This is a genomic window from Nitratireductor kimnyeongensis (assembly GCF_019891395.1).
Classification (GTDB): domain Bacteria; phylum Pseudomonadota; class Alphaproteobacteria; order Rhizobiales; family Rhizobiaceae; genus Nitratireductor; species Nitratireductor kimnyeongensis.
In genome coordinates this window covers 2,788,792-2,812,246 of the sequence record NZ_CP078143.1, presented here as the reverse complement: position 1 = coordinate 2,812,246, position 23,455 = coordinate 2,788,792, and the positions used below count along the sequence as shown (strand labels likewise).

The 23,455-nt window shown below is 60.9% G+C and carries 23 protein-coding genes and 1 tRNA gene; 6 read left to right on the top strand and 18 right to left on the bottom strand.

Annotation, left to right across the window (positions count from 1 at the left end; translation table 11 throughout):
• Nucleotides 1-90: 90 nt before the first annotated feature.
• Nucleotides 91-876 (top strand): YARHG domain-containing protein, encoded by a 786-nt coding sequence (locus KW403_RS13440; RefSeq protein WP_223019973.1) that lies wholly within the window; start codon nucleotides 91-93, stop codon nucleotides 874-876.
• Between the two features lie 196 nt (nucleotides 877-1,072).
• On the opposite strand, the gene guaA is transcribed toward KW403_RS13440, so the two are convergent.
• The 5 genes from guaA to katA all read right to left on the bottom strand — a co-directional run bounded on the left by guaA (nucleotide 1,073) and on the right by katA (nucleotide 6,708).
• The gene (guaA, locus tag KW403_RS13435; protein WP_223019972.1) at nucleotides 1,073-2,632 is read right to left on the bottom strand and encodes a glutamine-hydrolyzing GMP synthase; all 1,560 of its coding nucleotides are present in this window, start codon (nucleotides 2,630-2,632) and stop codon (nucleotides 1,073-1,075) included.
• A gap of 55 nt (nucleotides 2,633-2,687) precedes the next feature.
• A complete protein-coding gene (locus KW403_RS13430; protein ID WP_223019971.1) occupies nucleotides 2,688-3,326 on the bottom strand; it encodes a 5'-methylthioadenosine/S-adenosylhomocysteine nucleosidase in 639 nt (212 codons plus the stop codon).
• Entirely contained in the window at nucleotides 3,326-3,778 is a 453-nt protein-coding gene (locus KW403_RS13425) for a PaaI family thioesterase (RefSeq protein ID WP_223019970.1), read from the bottom strand. The genes KW403_RS13430 and KW403_RS13425 overlap by 1 nt, the downstream gene beginning before the upstream one ends.
• Nucleotides 3,779-3,796: 18 nt before the next feature.
• Complete coding sequence (locus KW403_RS13420; protein ID WP_223019969.1) at nucleotides 3,797-5,083, bottom strand: RsmB/NOP family class I SAM-dependent RNA methyltransferase; 1,287 nt, start codon at nucleotides 5,081-5,083, stop codon at nucleotides 3,797-3,799.
• Nucleotides 5,084-5,202: 119 nt separating this feature from the next.
• On the bottom strand, nucleotides 5,203-6,708 hold the full coding sequence (gene katA, locus KW403_RS13415; protein ID WP_223019968.1) for a catalase KatA: 1,506 nt from the start codon (nucleotides 6,706-6,708) through the stop codon (nucleotides 5,203-5,205).
• 140 nt (nucleotides 6,709-6,848) lie between these two features.
• Between katA and KW403_RS13410 the strand changes: the two genes are divergently transcribed.
• Nucleotides 6,849-7,760: a hydrogen peroxide-inducible genes activator gene (locus KW403_RS13410; protein ID WP_223019967.1), complete on the top strand. Its 912-nt coding sequence runs from the start codon at nucleotides 6,849-6,851 to the stop codon at nucleotides 7,758-7,760.
• A gap of 3 nt (nucleotides 7,761-7,763) precedes the next feature.
• On the opposite strand, the gene KW403_RS13405 is transcribed toward KW403_RS13410, so the two are convergent.
• Entirely contained in the window at nucleotides 7,764-8,183 is a 420-nt protein-coding gene (locus KW403_RS13405) for an MAPEG family protein (protein WP_223019966.1), read from the bottom strand.
• Nucleotides 8,184-8,290: 107 nt separating this feature from the next.
• On the opposite strand from KW403_RS13405, the gene KW403_RS13400 reads away from it, so the two are divergent.
• The gene (locus KW403_RS13400) at nucleotides 8,291-8,971 is read left to right on the top strand and encodes an MIP/aquaporin family protein (protein WP_223019965.1); all 681 of its coding nucleotides are present in this window, start codon (nucleotides 8,291-8,293) and stop codon (nucleotides 8,969-8,971) included.
• 58 nt (nucleotides 8,972-9,029) lie between these two features.
• Here the strand turns inward: KW403_RS13400 and guaB are convergent, their stop codons facing one another.
• Nucleotides 9,030-10,532, bottom strand: a complete 1,503-nt coding sequence (gene guaB / locus KW403_RS13395) for an IMP dehydrogenase (protein WP_223019964.1) — start codon at nucleotides 10,530-10,532, stop codon at nucleotides 9,030-9,032.
• A gap of 296 nt (nucleotides 10,533-10,828) precedes the next feature.
• On the opposite strand from guaB, the gene KW403_RS13390 reads away from it, so the two are divergent.
• Nucleotides 10,829-12,244 (top strand): DHA2 family efflux MFS transporter permease subunit, encoded by a 1,416-nt coding sequence (locus tag KW403_RS13390; protein ID WP_378596207.1) that lies wholly within the window; start codon nucleotides 10,829-10,831, stop codon nucleotides 12,242-12,244.
• A 10-nt stretch (nucleotides 12,245-12,254) separates the two neighbouring features.
• On the opposite strand, the gene KW403_RS13385 is transcribed toward KW403_RS13390, so the two are convergent.
• Both KW403_RS13385 and KW403_RS13380 read right to left on the bottom strand, forming a co-directional pair.
• Nucleotides 12,255-12,965: an RlmE family RNA methyltransferase gene (locus KW403_RS13385; protein WP_223019962.1), complete on the bottom strand. Its 711-nt coding sequence runs from the start codon at nucleotides 12,963-12,965 to the stop codon at nucleotides 12,255-12,257.
• Nucleotides 12,966-12,975: 10 nt separating this feature from the next.
• Complete coding sequence (locus tag KW403_RS13380; protein ID WP_378596484.1) at nucleotides 12,976-14,475, bottom strand: Ppx/GppA phosphatase family protein; 1,500 nt, start codon at nucleotides 14,473-14,475, stop codon at nucleotides 12,976-12,978.
• Between KW403_RS13380 and KW403_RS13375 the strand changes: the two genes are divergently transcribed.
• Nucleotides 14,425-14,649: a hypothetical protein gene (locus tag KW403_RS13375; RefSeq protein ID WP_223019960.1), complete on the top strand. Its 225-nt coding sequence runs from the start codon at nucleotides 14,425-14,427 to the stop codon at nucleotides 14,647-14,649. The two genes, KW403_RS13380 and KW403_RS13375, sit on opposite strands and share 51 nt — an antisense overlap.
• A 28-nt stretch (nucleotides 14,650-14,677) precedes the next feature.
• Nucleotides 14,678-14,751, top strand: a tRNA-Gln gene (locus tag KW403_RS13370).
• Nucleotides 14,752-15,327: 576 nt separating this feature from the next.
• Here KW403_RS13370 and KW403_RS13365 read toward each other — a convergent pair.
• The 9 genes from KW403_RS13365 to KW403_RS13325 form a co-directional block, all read right to left on the bottom strand.
• Nucleotides 15,328-15,966 carry a flavin reductase family protein gene (locus KW403_RS13365; RefSeq protein WP_223019959.1) on the bottom strand — a complete coding sequence of 213 codons (639 nt, stop codon included), beginning with the start codon at nucleotides 15,964-15,966 and terminating at the stop codon, nucleotides 15,328-15,330.
• A 9-nt stretch (nucleotides 15,967-15,975) separates the two neighbouring features.
• Nucleotides 15,976-16,923: a carbon-nitrogen hydrolase family protein gene (locus KW403_RS13360; RefSeq protein ID WP_223019958.1), complete on the bottom strand. Its 948-nt coding sequence runs from the start codon at nucleotides 16,921-16,923 to the stop codon at nucleotides 15,976-15,978.
• The gene (locus KW403_RS13355) at nucleotides 16,920-17,810 is read right to left on the bottom strand and encodes an alpha/beta hydrolase (RefSeq protein ID WP_246637783.1); all 891 of its coding nucleotides are present in this window, start codon (nucleotides 17,808-17,810) and stop codon (nucleotides 16,920-16,922) included. The genes KW403_RS13360 and KW403_RS13355 overlap by 4 nt, the downstream gene beginning before the upstream one ends.
• 2 nt (nucleotides 17,811-17,812) lie before the next feature.
• Nucleotides 17,813-18,508 carry an ABC transporter ATP-binding protein gene (locus KW403_RS13350; RefSeq protein ID WP_223019957.1) on the bottom strand — a complete coding sequence of 232 codons (696 nt, stop codon included), beginning with the start codon at nucleotides 18,506-18,508 and terminating at the stop codon, nucleotides 17,813-17,815.
• On the bottom strand, nucleotides 18,502-19,278 hold the full coding sequence (locus KW403_RS13345) for an ABC transporter ATP-binding protein (protein ID WP_223019956.1): 777 nt from the start codon (nucleotides 19,276-19,278) through the stop codon (nucleotides 18,502-18,504). Before KW403_RS13345 ends, KW403_RS13350 begins: the two co-directional genes overlap by 7 nt.
• Nucleotides 19,271-20,248 carry a branched-chain amino acid ABC transporter permease gene (locus KW403_RS13340; RefSeq protein ID WP_223019955.1) on the bottom strand — a complete coding sequence of 326 codons (978 nt, stop codon included), beginning with the start codon at nucleotides 20,246-20,248 and terminating at the stop codon, nucleotides 19,271-19,273. The genes KW403_RS13345 and KW403_RS13340 overlap by 8 nt, the downstream gene beginning before the upstream one ends.
• A gap of 4 nt (nucleotides 20,249-20,252) precedes the next feature.
• The gene (locus KW403_RS13335) at nucleotides 20,253-21,167 is read right to left on the bottom strand and encodes a branched-chain amino acid ABC transporter permease (RefSeq protein ID WP_223019954.1); all 915 of its coding nucleotides are present in this window, start codon (nucleotides 21,165-21,167) and stop codon (nucleotides 20,253-20,255) included.
• Between the two features lie 122 nt (nucleotides 21,168-21,289).
• A complete protein-coding gene (locus KW403_RS13330; RefSeq protein ID WP_246637782.1) occupies nucleotides 21,290-22,474 on the bottom strand; it encodes an ABC transporter substrate-binding protein in 1,185 nt (394 codons plus the stop codon).
• A gap of 35 nt (nucleotides 22,475-22,509) precedes the next feature.
• Complete coding sequence (locus KW403_RS13325; protein WP_223019953.1) at nucleotides 22,510-23,454, bottom strand: fumarylacetoacetate hydrolase family protein; 945 nt, start codon at nucleotides 23,452-23,454, stop codon at nucleotides 22,510-22,512.
• Nucleotide 23,455 lies beyond the last annotated feature (1 nt).

Sequence of the window (23,455 nt, the reverse complement as noted above, 5' to 3'; positions counted from 1 at the left end):
GACAATTCCCGGAAAGCGAGGGTTGTTTCTGGAAATTTCTTGAAAAAACACTATAAAAACAATCTCGTATTGTCGGGGGGATTTGACGGTTTGAGCGAATTTGCAACTGAGTTGTCCGACTTGATACGCGATCGTGGCATCACGTCCGACGAGCAATTGGCCCGGCGGGCGATGAGCTTTCAAAAGCCAGGAGCGCGGCGGATCAATGTGCACGCCAGAACGATCAACAACTGGCGAAACGGGCGCAGCAGACCGCGCAGCCTTGAAGATCCGCGCCTTGTGCTCGTCCTGAAGGCACTGGCGCCTTCGGAGGAGGAAATGTCCGCTCTTGCTCAAAGCTTCGGGAGTGCCGCGACAGAAACCGGACAGGTTGAGCAGGGGCGGTTTCTGCCGAGACCGATACACCGGGGCCATCAAAAGCTCTATCTGGCGGCAGTCATCCTTATCGCTCTCTCCAGCTTGGCCATCTTCTCGGCATACAGCCTCGGTCCGGCGCGGTCCGATTATCTGGCGGAGATCCCGCCTGATCAATTGCGCCTTTCAAAAGATGGCTTCGTCCTTCCCCATTCCAACGAGCAGATCATACGCCAGTCTGAACTGGACACGCTGTCGGGATGGGAGCTCTATGTCGCGAGAAACGAGATTTTTGCCCGCCACGGCCGACCCTTTGTCGAACCTTCATCGGGTTGTCTGCAGAAACATTTCGACCGGTGGACGACGTCAGCCGGAAATCAAACAGGCTGGTACGTGAAACGGTCCGGAACGCCTCTTGCCACCGACCTCGAATATAAAAATGCAGCCTCCATCCGCGACTATGAGTGCGAGGTCCGAGGCGGACAATACACTTGCAACGGCAAGCTCAACCCGTGTCGTTGAAACGTTGCACGTTTCAAGCGGCATTGAGTGTGCGCGCCCATATCTCGACCATCCTGCGCCATAGCAGCATCGCTACCAACGAGATGGCAGGATCGGAGCGACGTGCGGCGATCCCGGGGCAGGAAAAATAGTCCTTGTCGATCGAAGACAATGTGCGACCACGGCAGGGAGCCAGATGGTCTGGAACAAACTTAGATCATTCCCACTCTATTGTGCCGGGCGGCTTGGAGGTCACATCGTAAACGACGCGGTTGATGCCGCGCACCTCGTTGATGATGCGAGTCGCGGCCTTGCCGAGGAATTCCATGTCATAGTGATAGAAATCCGCCGTCATGCCGTCGACCGAGGTCACGGCGCGCAGGGCGCAGACGAACTCATAGGTCCGCCCGTCGCCCATCACGCCGACCGTCTGCACCGGCAAGAGCACGGCGAAGGCCTGCCAGATTGCGTCGTAGAGGCCGGCCTTGCGGATCTCGTCCAGATAGATCGCATCGGCAGAACGCAGGATTTCCAGCTTCTCGCGGGTCACTCCGCCGGGGCAGCGGATGGCCAGGCCCGGTCCTGGAAAGGGATGGCGGCCGATGAAGCTGTCGGGAAGGCCGAGCTCCTTGCCAAGCACCCGCACCTCATCCTTGAAAAGCTCGCGCAGCGGCTCCACCAGGCTCATGTTCATGCGCTCGGGCAGACCGCCCACATTGTGGTGCGACTTGATGGTGACCGACGGCCCACCGGTGAAGGAAACGCTCTCGATCACGTCGGGATAGAGCGTGCCCTGCACCAGGAAATCGGCGCCGCCAAGTTTCTTCGCCTCTTCCTCGAACACCTCGATGAACAGACGGCCGATGGTCTTGCGTTTCTTTTCCGGATCGCTTTCGCCTTCCAGCGCGCCGATGAAGCGGTCGGAGGCATCCACCAGAATGAGCGGCAGATTGTAGTGCTCGCGGAACATGGCGACCACTTCGGAAGCCTCGTTCTTTCGCATCAGGCCATGGTCGACCAGAATGCATGTGAGCTGATCGCCGACGGCCTCATGCGTCAAAAGGGCCGCCACGGAAGAATCGACGCCGCCAGAAAGCGCGCAGATCACCTTGCCGTCGCCAACCTGCTTGCGGATGGCTTCGATCGCCTGTTCGCGATAGGCCGCCATCGTCCAGTCGCCCGAAAGACCGGCGATCTTGTGTACGAAATTGGACAGGAGCTTTGCGCCGTCCGGCGTGTGCACCACTTCGGGGTGGAACTGAACGCCGTAATATTTGCGATCATCATCGGCAATGGCCGCAAAGGGCGCGCCCGTCGAGGTGCCGACCACGCGGAAGCCCGCCGGGATGGCCGTCACCCGGTCCCCATGGCTCATCCAAACCTGATGGCGCGTCCCCTTGGCCCACACACCCTCGAACAGCGGGCAATCGTCATCGATCTCAAGGAAGGCTCGACCGAACTCGCGATGGTCCGACCCCTCGACCTTGCCGCCAAGCTGGGCGCACATGGTCTGCTCGCCATAGCAGATGCCAAGCACCGGAAGGCCCGAATCGAAGATCACCTGCGGCGCGCGCGGGCTGCCGATTTCGACCGCCGAGGCCGGGCTGCCGGAAAGGATGACCGCCTTGGGCGCAAGGCGTTTGAACGCCTCCTCGGCCGACTGAAACGGGGAGATTTCGCAATAGACTCCGGCCTCGCGTACGCGCCGCGCAATAAGCTGCGTGACCTGGCTGCCGAAATCAACGATGAGAACTGTGTCGGGATTGGATATCGTCATGGCGAGCCTTTAGAGAAAGAAGCGTTTGGGTGCAAGCGTCAGGGCTGTTTTTTGGTCATAGAAGGCCATCTGCAATGGCCTGTTCGAGGCGATCCACCGCGTCGGCAAGCTTCTCATCGATCACATGCAGATACTCGGTCCAGTCGTTCACGTGCTGCAGTTCCGCGGCACCGTCGGAGATGCCGCGCAATGCCACCAGATCGAGACCGAAGCGTTGGCAGGCGCGCAACGCCGCGAAGGTTTCCATATCCACCATGTCGGCATTGATGGCGTCATAGGCAGCCCCTGAAACCACGTTGCCGCCGGTCGAAAGAGTCGCTTCTCGGATGCCCGGAATGCGATGCGGCAACGGCATGATCGCAGGATGGTCGAGAAAGGGCGTCACGCCCCTTTCAAAACCGAGCGGTGACGCGTCCATATCCCGATAGGAAACGGCGGTGGCCTGATAGACTTCCGTCTGTTCGAGGCTGCGGCTTCCGGCAGATCCAAGGGAAACGAGGAGATCGGGCAGATGCCCCTCGGTAGCGAGAAGGGCGAGCTCCGCACCGAGCACCACGCCCGCTTCCACGGGGCCGACACCCGTCACCAGGGGTTTGAAGCGCTTTTTGAGATGTGGTCCGTATTCGGCTTCAGCCGCCATGACAAAGAGAACGCGTTTTCCGGCAAGGATCGCCGGCTCGACCGGTGCCCGCATCACCCTTCGATCCCCTCACGTCCGATGATGGTCATCATGGTTCCCGTCATTGTGGCAATCAATTTGGCATCGCCTTCGGCGGAATAGGCATAGGCCTGCCCGTCAGCCACAATGATGGTGCGGCCGGGCTTGGTGACGGTGCCACGAAACAGAAACCGCTCGCCGCGCCCCGGCGCTAGCAAATTGACCTTGAACTCGATGGTCAGAACAGCAGCATCGTCCGGCATCAAAGAGAACGCCGCATAGCCACAGGCTGAATCCAGTGCCGTCGAGATCACACCCGCATGGAGAAACCCGTGCTGCTGCGTCAGACCCTCCGCATGGGGCATCTCGATCTCGACAATACCCGGCGTCACGAGTGTCAGCTCGGCACCAATGGTTTCCATCATCTTCTGGCGGGCGAAGCTTGCCCGAACACGGGCCTCGACATCTGCGGGATTTGCCTGGTTCATGGTCGGGCCATTCGGTCGTCAGTTCCGCTCCAGCGCGGCGAAATGAAAGCCGTCGGTCGCCGTGCGGTTGGGGGAAAGGGCAATGCCCATCGTCGTATCAATTCTTGCCTTCGCAGCCTGTCCGGGCAAGTGCCTCTCCCACAATGCCGCATGGTCCACGGGCTGGAAATCCGGATTGGCTTCGAGAAAGGCGCGTACCTGATCGTCGTTTTCCTCGGCGAAGACCGAGCAGGTGATATAGGCAAGCCGCCCGCCCGGACGCACGAAGCGTGATGCCCGCGCAAGGATTTCGGACTGCTCCGCCTGCCGCTGTTCAAGCTGCTTTTCAGCGAGCCGCCATTTCGCATCAGGTCTGCGCCGCCAGGTGCCCGCACCCGTGCACGGCGCATCGACAACGACCAGATCAAACTTCCCCTCATGCATGGCGAGCGCCTCGGGGTTGGCCACCGCCTGCACATTGCGACAGCCCGCCCGCTTCAGGCGGTCGAATATGGGGGCAAGTCTCTGTTTTTCGGCATCGAAAGCCTGGATCTGGCCGGTATTCTCCATCGCCGCCGACATGGCGAGCGATTTACCTCCAGCACCTGCACAATAGTCGAGCACCTGCATGCCCGGCGCGGCTTCAGTGAGGGAGGCAACAAGCTGCGACCCCTCATCCTGAACCTCGAACCAGCCCTTCTGAAAGGCAGGTTCGGCCTGCACATTGGGATGCCGCCCCTGCCCTTCGATCGGGCCGATCCGCAAACCTTGCGGCGCCAGTTCACTCTCATGCACACCGGTGCGCGCCAGCGCCTTCGCCACCTTTTCGCGCGTGGCCTTCAACATGTTCACCCGCATGTCGAGCGGCGGGCGCTCGGCAAGGGCGGCCGCCTCCGCCACCCAATCATCGCCCCAGGCCCGCTGAAAAAGAGGTTCGCACCATTCAGGGCATTCCGCACGCACGCCGTCAGGCGCCTGATCCAGCGGATGCGCCGCAATGCGGGCTGCTTCCTCACTTGAAATTGGTTGCGGGGCGAAATTGTCTTCCGCCAAGGCTGCATTCAGCATCTCGGCATCAAATCCCGCCTCGATCAAGAAGGCACCGAAGGCAAGAGCGCGCGGGCTTTCGTCCTGAAAAATCCACGCAGCAGAGCGCTTTCGGCGCAACGCATCATAGACGATATTGCCAATGGCTGCGCGGTCCTTGGAGCCGGCGAAACGATGGGAAAGGCCCCAGTCTTTCAGCGCTTCCGCCGCCGGCCGATACCGCCGGTCGATGTCTTCCAGAATTTCAATGGCCGCAGCCAGCCGTCCGCCAAGTCGCATGTGACACCTTTGCCGGTTACCCGAATGGCGCACAGCTAGCCGGTCACGAGCCTTTAGACAAGCAAAACGGGCGTGGATTGCTCCACGCCCGTACTTTATCAAGGTATTTTCACGTTTGCCTATTCGGCAGCCCGCTGCGGTGTCTTTCCGGTCACGGGTACGGCGTTGGGCTCGTAGCCGTGCGCTTCCTTGAGCGCTTTGCGCACGCCATTGCCGTAGTCGGGATGAACCTTGTCGAAATGCGCGAGCTGCCGCTCTATGATCTCGCCGGGTACACCGTCCATCGCAGCCGCGATGTTGGAAAACAGCCGGTTCTTCTGCCCCTCGTCGAAGAGGTTGAACAGCGCGCGCGGCTGGCTGTAATCGTCATTGCCGATGCGATGATTGTAGCGGTCCGCGTCGCCCGAAATCTTCAGTGGCGGCTCCTTCGCGGCCGGGTTTTCCACCGGGCCACCGAAGGAATTCGGCTCGTAATAGGCATCCGGATTTCCCGTCTTGATGCCGCCGAACGTGTTCATCTCGCCATCCCGATGATAATGATGCACAGGACATTTCGGCTGGTTGACCGGGATCGTCTCGTAGTGCGTGCCAAGCCGGTAACGGTGCGCATCCGCATAGGAGAAGATGCGCGCCTGCAGCATCTTGTCAGGCGAATAGCTGATGCCCGGAACGATGTTGGAAGGCGAGAAGGCCGCATTTTCGATCTCGGTGAAATAATTGTCCGGATTGCGGTTCAGCTCCATCACGCCAATGTCGATCGGTGGATACTCCGCATGCGGCCAAACCTTGGTAAGGTCAAACGGATTGTAGTCGGTCTTCTCCGCATCCGCCTCGGGCATGATCTGCACCTGAACCTTCCATTTCGGAAAGTCGCCATCTTCGATCGCGCCGTAGAGCGCTTCCTGATAGCTTTCGCGCGTCTTGCCCACCACCTGCTCGGCCTCCGCATTGGTGTGGTGCTTGTGGCCCTGCATGGTCTTGAAGTGGAACTTTACCCAGAACCGCTCGCCCTTGTCGTTCCAGAATGAATAGGTGTGGGAGCCATAACCATTCATGAACATGGGCGCAGTCGGCAGGCCACGGTCCGACATCAGGATCGTCACCTGATGGAGGCTCTCCGGGGAGAGCGACCAGAAATCCCACATGGCCGTGGGTGAACGCATATTGGTGCGCGGATGACGCTTCTGCGTATGAATGAAATCGGGGAACTTGAGCGGATCGCGGACGAAGAACACGGGCGTGTTGTTGCCCACCAGATCCCAATTGCCGTCCTCGGTGTAGAATTTCAGCGCAAAGCCGCGCACATCGCGCTCGGCGTCGGCAGCACCCTGCTCGCCCGCAACGGTGGAGAAACGCGCAAGCATTGGCGTTTCCGCGCCTGGTTGAAGCGCCTTGGCGATCGTGTACTTCGAAATGTCGCCGGTGATCTTCAAGACGCCATGCGCGCCCCAGCCCTTGGCATGCACCACCCGCTCTGGAATGCGTTCCCGGTTCTGATGTGCAAGCTTTTCGATGAGCTGGTAGTCCTGAAGCAGAACCGGGCCCCGCTCACCTGCGGTCACGGTGTTCTGGTTATCGCTGACGGGCGCGCCAGCAGACGTGGTCATCGTGGGTTTGTCTGCCATGAAATAATCTCCCTTGCTTGCTGTCCGGTTTTGCCCGGCTGCCGGTCTCACCTGCGGCGTGGCTTGGAACAATTCCAAGGTATCGACGCCTTTTGATAAATTCCAATTGTCTTTGATGTTCGATGCGATAACTTGTTCTTATGATACGCCTGACCATCCGACAGATGCAGTATTTTGAGCGTCTGGCCGAAACCCTGCATTTCGGACGCGCCGCGACGAGCTGCGGTGTTACCCAGCCCGCACTCTCCGCACAGATATCCGAAATGGAATCCCAGCTTGGCTTCAAACTTTTCGAGCGCGGCGGCGGGGCCGTGCGTCTCACCGCCGAAGCGCAGTCCCTGTTGCCACGTGTGGCGCGCATCCTTGCCGAGGTACGCGAGCTGGAAGGCGAGGCGCGCAGGGAGCGCAAGGCGCTTGAAGGTCGCTTCCGGCTGGGAGTGATTCCCACGATCGCACCCTATCTGCTTCCTGAGCTTCTGCCGCTTCTCAAACACAGATTTCCAATGCTGCGCCTTGAGGTACGAGAAGCCGTGACCCACGCCCTGGCAGAAGACACGGCGACCGGTCGCCTCGACGCGATGATCGCTGCCGATCCCATCGACGATAACCGGCTCGCGCCGGATATTCTTTTTGAAGACCCGTTCTACCTTGCGGTACCGACCGGCGATGCCGCGCGGATCGCCCCGCCCGTGGCGCAGGAGAGCATGGCGCTGGAGAGGCTGATGCTTCTGGAAGACGGGCACTGCATGCGTGGCCAGGCGCTTGAAATCTGCGGGCGCGTCAAACCCGTAACCATGGAGACTTTTGGAGCGACCAGCTTGACAACTCTTTTGCACATGGTGTCGCATGGGATGGGTGTCACCCTCATACCGCAAATGGCGCGCGCCTCGGCAAACCTTTTGCCATCCGTCAGCGTGCTGCCGTTTCTCGACCCCAGCCCTTCCCGCACCATATGCCTTGTCGGACGGAAGTCCAACCCACGCAGAAGCGACTTCGCGGCTCTGCGCGAGACAGTTCTGGAGGCCCACCAGGCGCTGCTCGCCCGTGCATGACCATCAGGCCGCATTCCAGAGTTCAAGAGCGAGAAGCGCCCACATGGCGCCAAGAGCCAGAAACCCCAGCACGAACAATGGCTGGCGATAACGGATCCGGTTCGACGTGACGTGCACAAAAGCATGTGCATAGCGGGAAAGCACAAACACCCACGCCAGCCAGATTGCGACCGGCCCTGCTCCTCCCACCGCAAATAGCGCCAGGCATGCCGAATGGAAGACCATGGGCAGCTCAAACTGGTTGGCCAGATTGTTCCGCACAAACAGGCTTTCAGGCGGTTCCTCGCGATTTTCCCTGAATTGGGAAACGCGCGCGCTCCCCGTTTGCACGGCCTTCTTCCGTCGCAGACCTATCAGCACATACACGGCGTAGACAAGAACCACATGGGCGATCATCGGCCAGAAGATTGCGTGTTGAGACATGTCTTTCCCTTCCCGTTTTCACGGTTTCCCCTCTCAAATCCTGATTTCACCATCAGCGTTGAAACGGAGACGCTTGGCAAGGGTGGCCTGACCGCAAGGATAACACCATGAAAGCTTACGTCGCCGAGTGTTTTGGAACATTTTGTCTGGTCTTTCTTGGATGCGCCAGCGTGACGGTTGGCGGATTTGGAAATCTTTTGCCGCTGGGTGGTCTGGGTATTGCCATCTCGTTTGGTGTTGCGGTGATTGCGATGGCCTATGCTATCGGCCCCGTTTCCGGCGCGCACCTCAATCCCGCCGTAACCGCGGGCGTGTTTCTGGCAGGCCGCATGCCTTTCAAGGATGTGCTGCCTTACATGGTCTCGCAATTGGCAGGAGCAGCACTGGCCGCTGCGTCACTTTGGGGCATGGCAAAAGGCTCTGACGCAGTGGCGCCCATCTCGCGGGCAGCCAATGGCTGGGACGGAGCGGGACTCTATCCAATGCCGACAGCCTTCGCACTCGAAACCCTGGGCACTTTTATTTTTGTCACCGTCATCCTTGGGGTCACGGCACCAAAACACCGGACACCTCTGTCCGGTGTCGTGATCGGCCTCACGCTCACGGCGATCCACCTATGCCTGATCCCCGCGACCGGCACGTCGGTTAATCCCGCGCGATCCATCGGGCCCGCCCTTTTCTCAGGCGCACGTGAGATGAACCAGCTATGGCTCTTCATAGCCGCGCCCTTTGTCGGCGCCGCAGTTGCGGGGGTCTTTGCCAAGACGACATTGATGGAACGCACCTGAGAACATGAAAAAAGGGCCTGACGGCCCTTTCTTGCATGGCAGTGAAATCGCACCCATCTCACGCACCGCCGGGGTAATTCGGGCTTTCGCGTGTGATGGTGACATCATGCGCATGGCTTTCCCGAAGCCCTGCTCCAGAAATACGCACAAAAGTCGCCTTGGAGCGAAATTCACCCAGATTTGCCGCACCCACATAGCCCATAGCCGCCTTGAGCCCGCCCGTGAGCTGGTGCAGCACGCCACCTGCAGGCCCCTTGTACGGCACCTGTCCTTCAATACCCTCAGGAACAAGCTTCAGCGTGTCACGCACCTCGGCCTGGAAATAGCGGTCGGCTGAACCCCGCGCCATCGCGCCGACCGAACCCATGCCGCGATAGGCTTTGAAGGAACGTCCTTGATGCAGGTAGACTTCGCCCGGGCTTTCATCGGTGCCCGCCAGAAGCGAGCCGACCATCACGGCTGAGGCACCGGCGGCGAGCGCCTTCGCCAGATCTCCGGAGAATTTGATGCCGCCATCGGCGATCAGCGAGACGCCAGCGTTGTCGGCAACCTCGACCGCGGACATGATGGCCGAAAGCTGCGGCACGCCGACACCCGCGACGATGCGCGTGGTACAGATCGAGCCCGGACCGATGCCGATCTTGACCCCGTCAGCGCCTGCGTCAATCAGCGCCTTTGTGCCATCGGCGGTTGCCACATTGCCAGCAATGATGCGCACGGTGTTGGAAAGCTGCTTGGCCCGCGCCACCGCATCGAGCACACGCTGCGAATGACCATGGGCGGTGTCGATCACCAGCAGGTCCACACCTGCATCGATCAGGCGTTCGGCACGCTCGAAACCGTCGTCGCCAACACTCGTTGCCGCCGCTGCACGCAGCCGCCCCTGCGCGTCTTTAGACGCGTGAGGATTGAGCTGAGACTTCTCGATGTCCTTGACCGTGATGAGGCCGACGCAGTTGCCCGCGTCATCGACCACAAGAAGCTTCTCGATACGGTGTTGGTGCAGAAGCCGCTTTGCTTCGTCCTGCGCCACCCCTTCCTTGACCGTCACAAGATTCTGATGGGTCATCAATTCGCGCACCGGCTGCTCAGGATCGGAGGCGAAACGTACATCGCGATTGGTCAGAATGCCGGCGAGCCGCCCCGTCGCGTGACCGCCCGCTCCACCATTTTCCACCACCGGAATGCCGGAGATACCATTGGCCCGCATCAGTGCCTGTGCCTCCGCGAGGGTCGCGTCGGGGCCGATGGTGATCGGGTTCACGACCATGCCGGATTCGAATTTTTTAACCTGGCGAACCTGTTCGGCCTGTTCCACCGGTGTCAAATTGCGATGAATGACGCCGATGCCGCCTGCCTGGGCCATGGCAATCGCAAGGCGTGCTTCCGTCACCGTGTCCATAGCCGCCGAGAGAATCGGAATGTTGAGGTCGATGTCACCGGCGATGCGCGTGCGCACGTCCGTCTGACCGGGCATCACTTCGGAATGGCCGGGCTGCAGGAGCACGTCGTCGAATGTAAGCGCCTGGGCGCCGGTTGCTGTCTCGATGATTTTCGCCATGGCCGACCCTTTGGAATAAGAGGACGCGCGACCCCGCCATGAAATGGCAAGGCCTCGCTTGTGTGATTCCCTTTCAGGATTGGCGCTGGCTGGTACCACGGAAGCGCCGGCTTGAAAAGGAGGTCTGCCTGTATGCACGTGGAATGTTTCGTCCACACTACATGACAGCACCAACACAGCGTCGCCTTTGCCACAGGACAAGCGACATACCCCATGCTATAGCCCGCGTGCTGATCCGGCCTGTCCACCCCTCCCTCCCAGCCTCACCCGACAGACCGGCACAGGGATCGAATGCTTTGAACCGCACATTGCCACTGATACTCGCCGTCGCGCTCTTCATGGAGCAGATGGATTCAACCGTCATCGCCACATCCCTTCCGGCGATCGCTGCCGACATCGGCACCAGCCCCGTGACGTTGAAGCTTGCCCTGACCAGCTATCTCGTTTCGCTCGCCATCTTTATCCCGATCAGTGGTTTCATGGCTGACCGTTTTGGGGCAAAAAAGGTCTTCCGCATTGCGATCGCGGTCTTCGTGCTCGGTTCCATCGCTTGCGCTTTCTCCAATTCGCTGGCCGCTTTCGTCCTCTCACGGTTTTTGCAGGGCATGGGCGGCGCGATGATGACGCCGGTTGGTCGCCTTGTTCTCGTGCGGGCTGTTCCGCGAGAGCAACTTGTCAAAGCGATGGCCTGGCTGACTGTCCCCGCGCTGATCGGTCCGATCGCCGGCCCTCCGCTCGGCGGCTTCGTCACCACGTATTTTTCCTGGCACTGGATCTTTCTGATCAATGTGCCCATCGGTCTCCTGGGCATCATCATCTCCGGATTTGTACTGCCGGATTTCGCACGGGAGGAGACCGGGCGGCTGGACCTTTCGGGCTTCCTGCTCTGCAGCATCGGCGCGTCAGGTCTGGTGTTTGGTCTCTCGGTCATCAGCCTGCCGGCCCTGCCGCCGATCGTCGGAGTCTTGACGGTGTTGTTAGGGTTCCTGGCTTCGGCGCTTTACATCCGTCATGCATTTCAGGCCTCGAACCCCATCCTCAATCTTGGCCTTTTCGCAAACCGCGCTTTCCGCTCGGCGATCATTGGCGGGTCGCTCTTCCGGATCGGCGTCGGCGCAGTGCCCTTCCTGCTGCCGCTGATGTTTCAGGTCGTGTTCGGCCTGACGCCGTTTCAGTCCGGTCTTCTCACCTTCGCATCGGCCTTCGGCGCAATTGCCATGAAGTTCATCGCCACTACCGCGCTGCGTCTCGGTGGTTTCCGGGTCGTTCTTGTAGCAGCATCCGTGCTCGGCGCGGCCAGCATTGCCGTCAATGCCTTGTTCACGCCGGCAACACCGCACTGGATCATCGTCACTGTGCTGATTGGATCTGGCCTTCTTCGCTCACTCTTCTTCACGTCGGCCACTGCGCTCGTTTTCGCCGAGCTCGGTGACCGTGAGGCAAGTCAGGCGTCGACCATCTCAGCGGCAGCTCAGCAGGTCAGCATCGCGCTGGGGGTTGCGGTCGGTGGTGGCATTCTCGAGATGTCCGCCTTCATCACCGGCACGGAACTCGGCATGGACGCTTTTGTCAGCGCCTTTCTGATCGTGGCCGCACTTTCTGCACTGGCCGCCATCCCGTTTCTGTCCCTCCCGCCTGAAGCAGGTAGCCGCGTTTCTGGTCACATCAAGCGGCGCAACAGGGGCGACGAGCCGACTCCCGCCGGCGAATGAGGCAAGTACACTATAACTCCTCTTCGGAGCGTCCCTTGAATCCCTTGGCCAGGAGGTAGAGTTCCACCGATTCCGCACGTGAAGCTTGCGGCTTCACGTGGTGAACAGACTTGAAATTGCGCTTCAGTTGATCGAGCAAGCCGGTTTCGGCGCCTCCCTGGAAGGTCTTCGCCAGAAAATGCCCGCCAGGTTTCAAGACGGACAGCGCGAAATCCGCTGCCGTCTCGCACAGATGCATGGTGCGCAGATGATCCGTTTGGCGGTGACCGGTGGTCGGTGCGGCCATGTCGGAGATGACCAGATCCGGCGCATCGCCGAGCGTCTCCAGAAGGCGCTCCGGCGCATCATCGTCCAGGAAATCCATCTCGAGCACGATCGCGCCGGGCACTGCATCCATCCCCAGATAGTCGATGCCGACGACGAGCGGGTTTTCAGGAGTGGACCCGACCCGCTCGGCCGCAACCTGGCACCACCCTCCGGGCGCCGCTCCCAGATCGATCACCCGTGCCCCTGGAAACAGCAGCTTGTGGCGGTCGTCGATCTCCGTCAGCTTGTAGGCTGCGCGCGAGCGCATGCCCTCAGCCTGCGCGCGGTGCACATAGGGATCGTTGAGATGCCGTTCGAGCCAGCGGCGGGACGAGTTTTTCAGCCCGCGCTTTTTCTTGACCCGTGTTTTGAGCGCACGAGCGCCGCCGCCCGTTTTGGCCGGTTTCTTGCTCATCCGCAAAACCTCATTTGCTTCGCCCCGTCTGCCGACGCCGCCGCCAGGCGCCATCGGCAGCCATCATTTCGTTCAACATGCCTTCGCGCAGGCCACGGTCCGCCACCCGCAAGCGCTCAGAGGGCCAGCGCCGGCGTATTGCCTCAAGGATTGCACAACCAGCGAGCACGAGGTCGGCGCGGTCCGCGCCGATGCAGGGATTGGCCTTGCGCTGTTCGAAATCCCATGAAAGCAATGTGTCGATCATGCGGTCCACATTGTCCCGCTCCATCCATAGCCCGTCGACCTGTCTTCGATCGTAGCGCGCCAGCCCCAAGTGAACACCGGCGAGCGTCGTAACCGTTCCCGAAGTTCCGATCAGATGAAACCGCCCCCCGGCAGCGACCTTCGAAAGCCGTCCGCCATCGTCAAACCGGTCAAGCATGTCACTCACCGCGTCGACCATCGCCGAAAAACTTTCACGCGTCACATGGTGGCCGCCGAAACGCTCTGCAAGCGACACCACCCCCACAGGCAGTGACGTCCAGGCAACGATGTGATCGGCAAGCCGCGGGGTGCGGTGGCGCGAAATGTCCACCAGAGCAATTTCCGACGAGCCGCCGCCGATATCGAAAAGAACCACGCCCTCCGTTCCGCGGTCCACCAATGTGCTGCAGCCGGCAACGGCCAGCCGCGCTTCCGTCTGGCGGTCGATAATTTCCAGCGTGAGCCCGGTCTCGTGCTTCACACGTTCGATGAACGCTTCGCCATTTTCGGCCGAGCGGCAGGCTTCCGTCGCGATCAGCCGCATACGCCGGGGCTTTCGATGACCCAGCTTTTCGGCACAAATGCCAAGCGCACCGACAGCTCTGTCCATCGCCGCTTCGCTTAGCCGGCCTTCGCGGCTCAGTCCTTCTCCAAGGCGTACAATCCGCGAGAATGCGTCCACCACGCGAAAATGCCCGGGTCTGGTTGGCACGGCCACCAGCAGGCGGCAATTGTTGGTACCTAGATCGAGCGCCGCATAGGCTGTGCGCGGGCCATCCTGATCTGATTCGCGCCGCCTTGCCGGCTGTGGCCGGCTCGCCTTTCCCGCCTCGCCTTGATGTGGCGTTTCTCCGGAAGAGGCCTCCGCCATCGCATCACGCACGAAAGCACGACGCCTGCGCCGCTTTCTGCGCTTCCTTTTCGGAGAAGTTTCCTCCGTCCGTGTAGGCTCGTTCGCAAGAGCTTGCTCGCCCTGCGCCCGCATGTCTGGAGCATCGTCACTGGATGCCTCTTTTGCGGGTTTCTCCAATGCGCGACGGGACACCGCCCGGGGGCGGGAGGCCTTGTTCCTGCGCGTCCTTTTTCGCTTGGGCAAAACATCTGTCTCACCCATGAGAGCAGGTTGTCCGGCCGACCGATCGTCGAAGCCGGGGGAAGAGCCCCCATCCGACGCGGCATCCCGAACGACCCCCTGTAACGGGGAGCCCCCGTCGTGGTCGTGGTTTTCCACCGCTATTCCTTCGCCGCCGCGCAAGCCCTTCAGGGCGCAGCAGGCAGCTCATTCCGTTTAGTTGCCACCAGAGTATCAGCCATAGCTGGTTTCACCAAGAGCGGTATTCACTGGAAACGCGATCATCTTTGCGCAATCGAGAAAAATGTCGTTCCCCGAATTGAATCCATATCCGCCCTTGACTATAAAACTCATATCGCTAAATAGCGTGGCGAAAGCGGCCAGCGCCGCCCGCTGGGGAATAGGTTAACGGTAGACCCACGGACTCTGACTCCGTTAGTCCTGGTTCGAATCCAGGTTCCCCAGCCAAATTTCTTTTTCTTAATAAAACAATCACTTAAGCGAAACGAGAAATCGCAACCGGAACAGTCTTCCGGGTCATAAACCCGAAACGTTGGCATTCCCACCTCCCCTCTCCAATGAGTGGCTAATGGCGAATTGTTGCCGCCGCGTATCCGGCAACCCCGTGCGCGCAGCAGTAGATTGTTGCATTCTCGAGTCTACCACCGCCCCGTTGGCACGGTCACATGGGAGGGGAGCAAGTCAAAGGCGTTGCCGAAAGGATGGCTGGGCACGGGTGGTCATCACAAGCTGCGCAATATGCCTGCGTGCAGCAGTCTCCAAAACGATGCTGCTAATGACAAGAAAGCTCGGGCGCCGCCGCCGGGATCCCCCTTGTCGACGGCAAGGCATCGTGGAACGTGCCCATGCGTTATCGGCTATGCCGGCTCTCCACAAAAATGAGGTGCACTCCAATGGCCTCGCTATCCGGTTGGTCTGAGTAGCGACGTTGCGCGTTCTGTAACCATCAAAGGCGGCCCGCTATAGAGCACACCAGCGCTCTCTTCCGGCAGTGTCAAAGGCAGGCCAATGCGACACGATCCTCTAACGACCTTTCTCGGCAAGCCAGTCGGCATAGCTCGGGCGGTCGATCTGGAACGTATCGCTTGAGCGCGCATACCAACCGCGCCCGTGCATGCGGGCTATGAGACCGAGGGCCGGGGTGTCGATATGGCCGCGCTCGGCATCGAGAACGAAATCGTCGGCGACACGGATCTCCACGACCCGGCCAACCACCAGTGCCTGATGGGGCCCGGTGACAAGAACGCTGTGGCTGACACATTCGAAGGAGACTGGCGCTTCAGCGATATGCGGTGGTGCCACCTGCTGTCCCGGCAATGCCGTTAAGCCCGCGCATTCCAGTTCGCTGATATCCTCCGGTGCGTCCATCGATGTGATGTTCATAGCCTCCGCCAGATGTTCCGGCACGAGGTTAACGACGAACTCGCCGCCGCCCACGATATTGCGCGCCGTATCCTTGAAGCCCCGATCCGGATCCGCCATCACGCCGATAGCGACGGTGGGCGGCCTGTGCCCCATCACATTGAAAAAACTGTAAGGCGCGGCGTTGACCACGCCTTCCGAGGACACGCTCGTTACCCAGGCAATGGGACGCGGCGTGACGGTTGCCGTCATCACCTTGTAGCCGATCTGCGGGTCGAGTTCGTCTAGCTTGAAGCGCATCAGGTACCGTCAATCGCTTAAAGGTTCATCGCTGATGTTCGAGACGGCGCGTTTCGGACGGTCATCCACCCGGAGCTGGAATATATCCGGCCGGGCATAGTGGCCCGTGACGTCGAAATCGTATTTCCCGCGCGCCACTGCTGCCATGTCGATGTCGGCGTAGAGCACCGTCTCGCCCTCGAAGTTCGGGCCGGCGAGGACATTTCCGAGCGGGTCGACAATGGCACTTCCACCGCGCATCAGAACGGTGTCGGGATCATCGCCCAGCGCGCATTCGTGATCATCGGGAAACGCGCCGCGCGTGATGTGCTGGCAGGCGCTCAAAACGAAGCAGCGGCCTTCCAGCGCGATATGTTGCATCGAGGGGAGCCAGGTATCGCGGTCATCGGCGGTGGGGGCGCAATAGAGGCTGACGCCCTGGCTGTACATGTGCATGCGCAGCATGGGCATGTAGTTTTCCCAGCAGATGACCGCGCCGATGCGGCCGAGCGGGGTCTCGAAAACCGGCATGGTCGAGCCATCGCCAAAGCCCCAGATCAACCGCTCGCCGGCTGTCGGCATGAGCTTGCGATGCTTGCCGATGAGCCCCTTCTCGCCATCAAAAAAGAGGACAGTGCAATAGAGGGTGCCACCGTCGCGCTCGATACAGCCCATGACGGCGAAGAGACCCGTCTCGGCCGTCGCCTCGGCAATCAGCGCCACTTCTTCGCCGTCCAGATCGATGGCGCGTTCATAGTAATCCCTGAAAGCCTCGCGCCCCTCGGGCTTGCGGATACCGATGGGCGCGCCGAAGGAGGCGCCTTTGGGATAACCGCCGAGGAAGGCTTCGGGAAAGACGATGAGTTTCGCCCCTTCACCAGCGGCCTTGCGGATAATGGCGGCCGCCTTTTCGGCGGAGGCAAGCGCGTCTACAGGGTTGGACGCCGTCTGCGCGACGGCCGCCTTGAACGATTTCATGTGATTTCTCCCTGAGCATCTCGGACGATCGAAGCGCGGACGGCCTCGACCAGCACACCATCGGGCTCGCAAAGGCTGAGTGCAATATCGAAATGATTGTGCGACGGCATGTCGATCACCTTCGCCGCATGGCCTGCTGCCTTCCAGGCCGCGGCATAGTCCAGCGTCTGACGGATGAACTCGCCTGTCTCGAGCCCACCGACCGAGGCAATCAGCCGCGCCCCGGATGTCGCGGGAATGTGGCGGATCGGAGAGTTTTCAGCGATCGAGGCCGTGTCGAACCGCATCCAGCCCTTCACCTGCGTGTGCTCTAGGGGTTCGAGCTCGTGCAGCCCACTCAGGGCGAGCACCGTACCTATCGTGTCCGGCGGGAGGTCAAAATCCTGAAGCCAGCCATCGGCAAGAACCATGCCCGCCAGATGCCCGCCAGCGGAGGAGCCGCCGACATGGATTCGCTCGACATCGAAGCCGCGCTCCGCGCCATGTTTCCTGAGCCAGGCAACAGCGCTGCGCACCTGACGCACCATTTCGCCAATACCGACCTCTGGCGCCAGCGTATAGTTCATCACGGCCACCGAGATGCCGTGTGCTGTCAGGCCGCCCGCTGCAAAGGCATTGTCATCCTTCGAGCCACCGCGCCAGTAGCCACCGTGGATCCACAGGAAGACGGGGCTGCCTTCACCCGCCGGGTATAAATCGAGCGTCTCGCCGCTCTGCGGATCGTAGACGATATCGCACTCCGCAACGCAGCCTTGCCGGACGCGTTCGCTCTCGGCAATGTAGCGGGCGTGTTCGGCCTCGTAGGAGGCGACGCTTTCGCGCGCATTGTATTCGCGCTCCAGCGTCGGCTGGTCCATGCCCCGGTAAAGGGGTGATGCGGCATCCATGCTCATACCCCCAGATAGCGATGGGCAAGGTCTTCATTGGCCGCCAGTTCCTGCGGCGAGCCCTGCCAGACCACCCTGCCCTTTTCGACGATGTGGTGCCGGTCGACGAGCGGGGCCATTTCTTTCAGGTTCTTGTCGACCACGAGGATCGACTGACCGAGTTCCTTCAACTGGCGCAGCGTCGCCCAGATGTCGGCGCGGATGACGGGTGCAAGTCCCTCCGTTGCTTCGTCGAGGATCAGGAGCGCGGGATTGGTCAGGAGCGCGCGGCCCACGGCCAGCATCTGCTGCTCGCCGCCCGAAAGTGTCGCGGCAAACTGGCCGCTCCGCTCCTTCAGGCGCGGAAAGAGATCGTAGATGCGTTTGAGGTTCCAGCCGTCCGCACCGCCCGGTCGGGAAGTGGCAACCAGATTTTCCTCCACTGTGAGCGAGGGGAAGACGCGCCGCCCCTCCGGCACGAGACCAATGCCACGCCGGGCAATCGCATTGGGCTGCAGGGCGGTGATGCTGTCGCCTTCAAGCAGGATGTCGCCTCCGCGCGCACGCACCATGCCTAGAATGGTGTGAATGGTTGTGGTCTTGCCCATGCCGTTACGTCCGATCAGCGACGTAACGGAACCGCGCGGCACCTCGAATTCCATACCGAACAGCACCTGGCTGACGCCGTATCCCGCTTCGAGACCTGTTACCTTCAGCATGCTTCGTCTCCCAGATAGGCGCTGCGGACCTCCGCATCCTGCCGCACTTCGTCCACCGTGCCGGTAAAGATGATCCGGCCATAGACCAGAACACTGACACGGTCGGCGAGAGTGAACACGGCATCCATGTCATGCTCGACCAGCAGCATGGGGTACTCGCCCTTCAACTCCTGAAGCAGGTCGACCATGCGGGCGGATTCCTCCGCTCCCATGCCGGCCATGGGCTCGTCCAGAACCAGCACATGCGGCTTGCGCGCAAGTGCCACAGCCAATTCGAGCTGACGGCGCTCGCCGTGCGCGAGATTGGCGACCTGCCGGTTTTCGCGGCCCGCCAGTCCCGCCTTGCCGATCCAGTGCATCGCTTCTTCCCGAAGCGCGGCATCGTTCCGCGGATTGGTGAAGAGATTGAACGATCCGCCTTCCATGCAGTCGAGTGAAAGGATGACATGTTCGAGCACGCTGAATTCGAGGCAGAGTTGCGTTGTCTGGAATGAACGCCCGAGCCCAAGCCTTGCGCGTTTGAAGGCGCTGAGGTCGGTCAGGTCGCGCCCCCTGAAATGCACACGGCCGGAGTCCGACTGCAACTCGCCGCAGATCTGCGCGATTAGGGTGGATTTGCCGGCGCCATTCGGCCCGATCAGCGCGTGGATTTCGCCACTGCGCACGTCGAGCGTGACATCGTCGGTGACCTTGAGCGCGCCAAATGCCTTGTGCAGGTGGTCGAGCGAAAGGACTGCCTCGCCCGTCTTGATTGCCGATCCATCAGTCATGACGACCTCCCTTCAGGAAGCGGCCAAGCATGCCCTGCTGGCCGAACAGTGCGATCAGCACCAGAATGGGGCCCATGACGATCATCCAGTGTTCGGTCCAGATGGTGAGAATCTGCTCAAGCCCGATGAAGGCGGCGGCACCCGCGATGGGGCCGAGAAGCGTGCCCAACCCTCCCAGCGTGACGATGGCCATGAACTCGCCGGATTTCGCCCAGGTGGCCATGTCGGGGGTAACGAACTCGGCATAGTTGGCCCACAGCACGCCGGCCAGCCCTGTGCCCACAGCCGAGATGACAAAGGCGGCCAGACGGAAGGGCAACGGGTTGACGCCGAGATTGACGGCCCGGCGCTCGCTCTGGCGCAGGCCCTGGAAGACCATGCCGAAGCGCGAGTTGACGATAAACCGGCAGAACAGCACCCATAGTACGAGCAGGCCGAGAGCGAGATAGTAAAACGCGAAGGGATCATCCAGATCGATGCCGGGCATGGTGTTGCGCATGTCCATCATGAGCCCGTCATCCCCGCCGTAATATTGCAGAGAAACGAGAATGAAATAGACCATCTGGGCAAAGGCGAGCGTGATCATGATGAATTGCACGCCGCGTGTCTTGAGGGCCAGATAGCCGATGACGAGACCAAGCAGCGCGCAGGCAAGTAGCGCCAGCGGCCAAAGGACAAGCGCCGAATTTGTACCCTCCCAGCCAAAGATCGTATCACCCATATTCGTGTGATAGGCCAGGACGGCGACCATATAGCCACCGACGCTGAAGAACATGGCGTGGCCGAAGCTCACCAACGCGCCGTAGCCGATGATCAGATCCAGACTGACCACGGCCAGCGCATAGATGACGATACGCGTGAGAAGCGGCAGGCCGCCATGCCAGCCCGTCTGCGCCACCACGAAGGGCGCGGCGATGAGCAGGACAAGCATGACAATGCCGGTCAGCGTGAAACGGTCGAATTTGGACATCGGCTCAGCTCCGGGCGGGGAAGAGGCCATAGGGCCGAACGAGAAGGACAAGCGCCATCAGCACATAGATGCTCGCGGAGACGAGGCCGGCGGCCAGTGTGTCGGCCACAGAGTAAGGCAGCAGCGCTGTAAAGATCTGCGGCACATAGGCCCGGCCGAGACTGTCGACCATGCCCACCAGCATCGCGCCGACGAAAGCGCCGCGAATGGAGCCGACCCCACCAATGACGATCACCACGAATGTGGTGATGAGGATGCGCTCGCCCATGGCAATTTCAACGGCAAGCAGCGGTGCAGCCATGACGCCGGCAAGCCCGCAGAGAATTGCGCCAAGGCCAAAAACGCTCATGTAGAGCCGGCGCATGTTGACGCCCAGCGCGTCGACCATCTGCCGGTCATCGGCGCCGGCGCGCATGAGCATGCCGAAACGTGTGTGGTTGACCAGCAACCAGAGGCCAAACGCCACTGCGAGACCGACCACGATGAGGGCGAGCCGCATGAGCGGATAGGCGAGGCCCGGGAAGAGCGTTACCGAACCTTCAAGGAAGGGCGGAATGTTCATGAAGATCGGGGAACGGCCGACAATCAACGTCACCGCTTCATTGGTGAAGAGGATGAGGCCGAGCGTCGCCAGGACCTGATAGAGATGGTCGCGATTGTAGAGCCATCGCACCACGGTGCTTTCGACAAGCAGCCCGTAAAGCCCCGCCCCCGCCATCGCCGCCAGGAGCCCCATGAAAAACGAGCCAGTGGAGGCAACGGTGAGCGCACCGCAATAGGCGCCGATCATGTAGAACGTGCCATGGGTGAGGTTGATTACCCCCATGATGCCGAAGACGAGGGTCAGGCCCGAGGCCAGCAGAAATAGGAACGCGCCATATTGCAGGCCGTTCAACACTTGTTCAATGAAGAGGATCATGGCGTTCCATTGCTCGCCGGTCTGGGTTCGGTGGACTGCCCGCCCCGAACGGGTCGATGCGGATGGAGTGCCCGGCGATGTCTCGCCGCCGGGCAACTCCGTTCAGGAAACGGCGCGGGCCGTCAGTCCATCTTGCAATCCTTGGCGTAGGCGTCCTGATGGTTCTCGGCGATGCGCTCCACCACTGTCTGGACGATCTCGCCATCCGCATTCTTTTCGAACCGCGTCAGATAGTAATTCTGGATCGGATGCTGGTTCGGGCCGAATGTATATTTGTCGCGGATCGGCTCAAAATCGGCCTTGGCGAGTGCAGCACGGAATGCGTCTGCATCGTCGATGTTTCCACCGGCCGCATCGAGGGCCGAGGCGATCAGGTTTGCCGTATCGTAAGCCTGTTCGGCATACATTGTGGGCGTGCGGCCATAGGCTTCCTCGAAGCGTTTGACGAAATCACGCGAGGCGTCGTTGTCGAACTCGGTCGTCCAGAGGGCCGACGCATAAACGCCATCGGCAGCATCGCCGGTTGCCTTGACCATCTGTGCGTCGAGTGAGAAGGCCGGCACCAGCATGGGCACGCTGTCTTTCAGGCCGGCATTGTCATACTGCTTGGCGAAGTTGATGCCGGCACCGCCCGGATGGAACTGGTAGATGGCATCGGGTCCGGCCGAGCGAATGCGCGCCAGCTCGACGGAGAAGTCGGTCTGGTTGAGCTTGGTGTAGATCTCCTCCACCACCTCGCCTTCATAGGTGCGCTTGAAGCCGTTCAGCGCATCGCGACCCGCCTGATAGTTCGGCGCGAGGATCACGACCTTCTTGTAGCCGAGCTTGTTGGCCGCAAGACCAGCCGCCTCGTGGAACGCGTCGTTCTGATAAGAGGCGACGAAGTAGTTGGGATTGCACTTCTCGCCAGCAAAGACGGACGGGCCTGGGTTGACACTGACGTAGAATCCGCCCGACTTCATCACCGTCGGCTGCACAGCGGCGAGCACGTTGGAGAAGTTCACGCCGGTGAACAGCTTGACGCCCGACTGCACGAGACGGTCTGCCGACTGCTTGGCATTGGCCGGCTTCAGGCCATCATCCTCAACCTCAAGCACCACCGGCGTATCGCCCAACTTGCCATCTTCGCCAATGGCCAGCATGAAGGCGTCGCGGATGTCTTCACCAATATACCCGGCAGGGGTCGAGAGAGTGGTGATGAAGCCGATGCGCAGCTCCTCTGCCGAAGCTTGTGCAACCATCACCGTTGCGAGTGCGGTGGCCAGAAGGCCGGACCGCATTGCTTTGCCCTTAAGTCCCATTTTCATGTTCTCCTCTTATTTTATAGTGAAGCGAAGCCGGATCAGCCGGCCTTGCGTTGGCGTGAGAAATCATTGCCGACAGCCACAACCGGATGGCGGATCGTGCCGATGCCCTCAACACAGGCTTCCACCACATCGCCAGGCCACAGCCATTCCTGCGGATCACGGCCCGCACCGACGCCTTCGGGCGTGCCGGTGGCAATGATGTCGCCTGGATCGAGCGTGATGGCGGCCGAGATGTCGGAGATGAGAGTCGGAATCTTGAACAGCATGTGTTTCGTGTTCGAGCCCTGTTTGCGCTCACCATTGACCGTGAGCCAGAGGTCAAGATCGTGCGGGTCCCCCACCTCGTCGGCAGTGACGATGCAGGGCCCGAAGGGTGCAAAGCTGTCCTGGCCCTTGGAATAGATCCACTGGCCCGCGCGGCGATTGTCACGCGCACTGACATCGATCATCACGCTGTATCCGAACACGTAGGAAAGCGCATCGTCCTCGCTCACCTTGGTGGCCTTGCGTCCGATGATGGCGGCAAGCTCCACTTCCCAGTCGAGCTGCTGCGTGATCGAGGCATTGTGCTCGATTGCATCGTCGGGCCCGATGACCGCCATGGGCGGTTTGCTGAAGATGACCGGCTCCTTGGGCAGGTCCTTCGACGTGTCGAGCGTGCGGCTCGATTCTGCGACATGCTCCACATAGTTGAGGCCGATGCCGAAGATGTTCTTGCGGGGCCGCGGGATGGGTGCAAGCAATCGCACATTGGCGAGCGGAACGGTCGTTCGCACCGGCCACGCGCCACGCGCCTCGTCGAGAAGCCGCTGCAGCGCCGCCAGCCCATCCGGACCGAGATCGATCAGCTCCAGCATGGAGGCTGGGAAGTCCTCGCCAAAGGCGATGCCGAGCGCTTCAACGTCGACAACACTCTCGCCCTCGATGACGCCAAGACGCGCAGGCGCCTCGACAGCGGCCCTGTAGGTAACCAGTCGCATT

Excerpts from the sequence above, each read along its gene's own strand:
- KW403_RS13385 (WP_223019962.1), bottom strand. The coding sequence starts at position 12,965 with ATGAGCAAGAAACCGGCCAAAACGGGCGGCGGCGCTCGTGCGCTCAAA.
- guaA (WP_223019972.1), bottom strand. The coding sequence starts at position 2,632 with ATGACGATATCCAATCCCGACACAGTTCTCATCGTTGATTTCGGCAGC.
- KW403_RS13430 (WP_223019971.1), bottom strand. The coding sequence starts at position 3,326 with ATGCGGGCACCGGTCGAGCCGGCGATCCTTGCCGGAAAACGCGTTCTC.
- guaB (WP_223019964.1), bottom strand. The coding sequence starts at position 10,532 with ATGGCGAAAATCATCGAGACAGCAACCGGCGCCCAGGCGCTTACATTC.
- KW403_RS13360 (WP_223019958.1), bottom strand. The coding sequence starts at position 16,923 with ATGAAATCGTTCAAGGCGGCCGTCGCGCAGACGGCGTCCAACCCTGTA.
- KW403_RS13340 (WP_223019955.1), bottom strand. The coding sequence starts at position 20,248 with ATGTCCAAATTCGACCGTTTCACGCTGACCGGCATTGTCATGCTTGTC.
- katA (WP_223019968.1), bottom strand. The coding sequence starts at position 6,708 with ATGGCAGACAAACCCACGATGACCACGTCTGCTGGCGCGCCCGTCAGC.
- KW403_RS13410 (WP_223019967.1), top strand. The coding sequence starts at position 6,849 with ATGATACGCCTGACCATCCGACAGATGCAGTATTTTGAGCGTCTGGCC.
- KW403_RS13355 (WP_246637783.1), bottom strand. The coding sequence starts at position 17,810 with ATGGATGCCGCATCACCCCTTTACCGGGGCATGGACCAGCCGACGCTG.
- KW403_RS13325 (WP_223019953.1), bottom strand. The coding sequence starts at position 23,454 with ATGCGACTGGTTACCTACAGGGCCGCTGTCGAGGCGCCTGCGCGTCTT.
- KW403_RS13405 (WP_223019966.1), bottom strand. The coding sequence starts at position 8,183 with ATGTCTCAACACGCAATCTTCTGGCCGATGATCGCCCATGTGGTTCTT.
- KW403_RS13350 (WP_223019957.1), bottom strand. The coding sequence starts at position 18,508 with ATGCTGAAGGTAACAGGTCTCGAAGCGGGATACGGCGTCAGCCAGGTG.
- KW403_RS13345 (WP_223019956.1), bottom strand. The coding sequence starts at position 19,278 with ATGACTGATGGATCGGCAATCAAGACGGGCGAGGCAGTCCTTTCGCTC.
- KW403_RS13425 (WP_223019970.1), bottom strand. The coding sequence starts at position 3,778 with ATGAACCAGGCAAATCCCGCAGATGTCGAGGCCCGTGTTCGGGCAAGC.
- KW403_RS13330 (WP_246637782.1), bottom strand. The coding sequence starts at position 22,474 with ATGAAAATGGGACTTAAGGGCAAAGCAATGCGGTCCGGCCTTCTGGCC.
- KW403_RS13335 (WP_223019954.1), bottom strand. The coding sequence starts at position 21,167 with ATGATCCTCTTCATTGAACAAGTGTTGAACGGCCTGCAATATGGCGCG.
- KW403_RS13365 (WP_223019959.1), bottom strand. The coding sequence starts at position 15,966 with ATGCGCTTCAAGCTAGACGAACTCGACCCGCAGATCGGCTACAAGGTG.
- KW403_RS13400 (WP_223019965.1), top strand. The coding sequence starts at position 8,291 with ATGAAAGCTTACGTCGCCGAGTGTTTTGGAACATTTTGTCTGGTCTTT.
- KW403_RS13420 (WP_223019969.1), bottom strand. The coding sequence starts at position 5,083 with ATGCGACTTGGCGGACGGCTGGCTGCGGCCATTGAAATTCTGGAAGAC.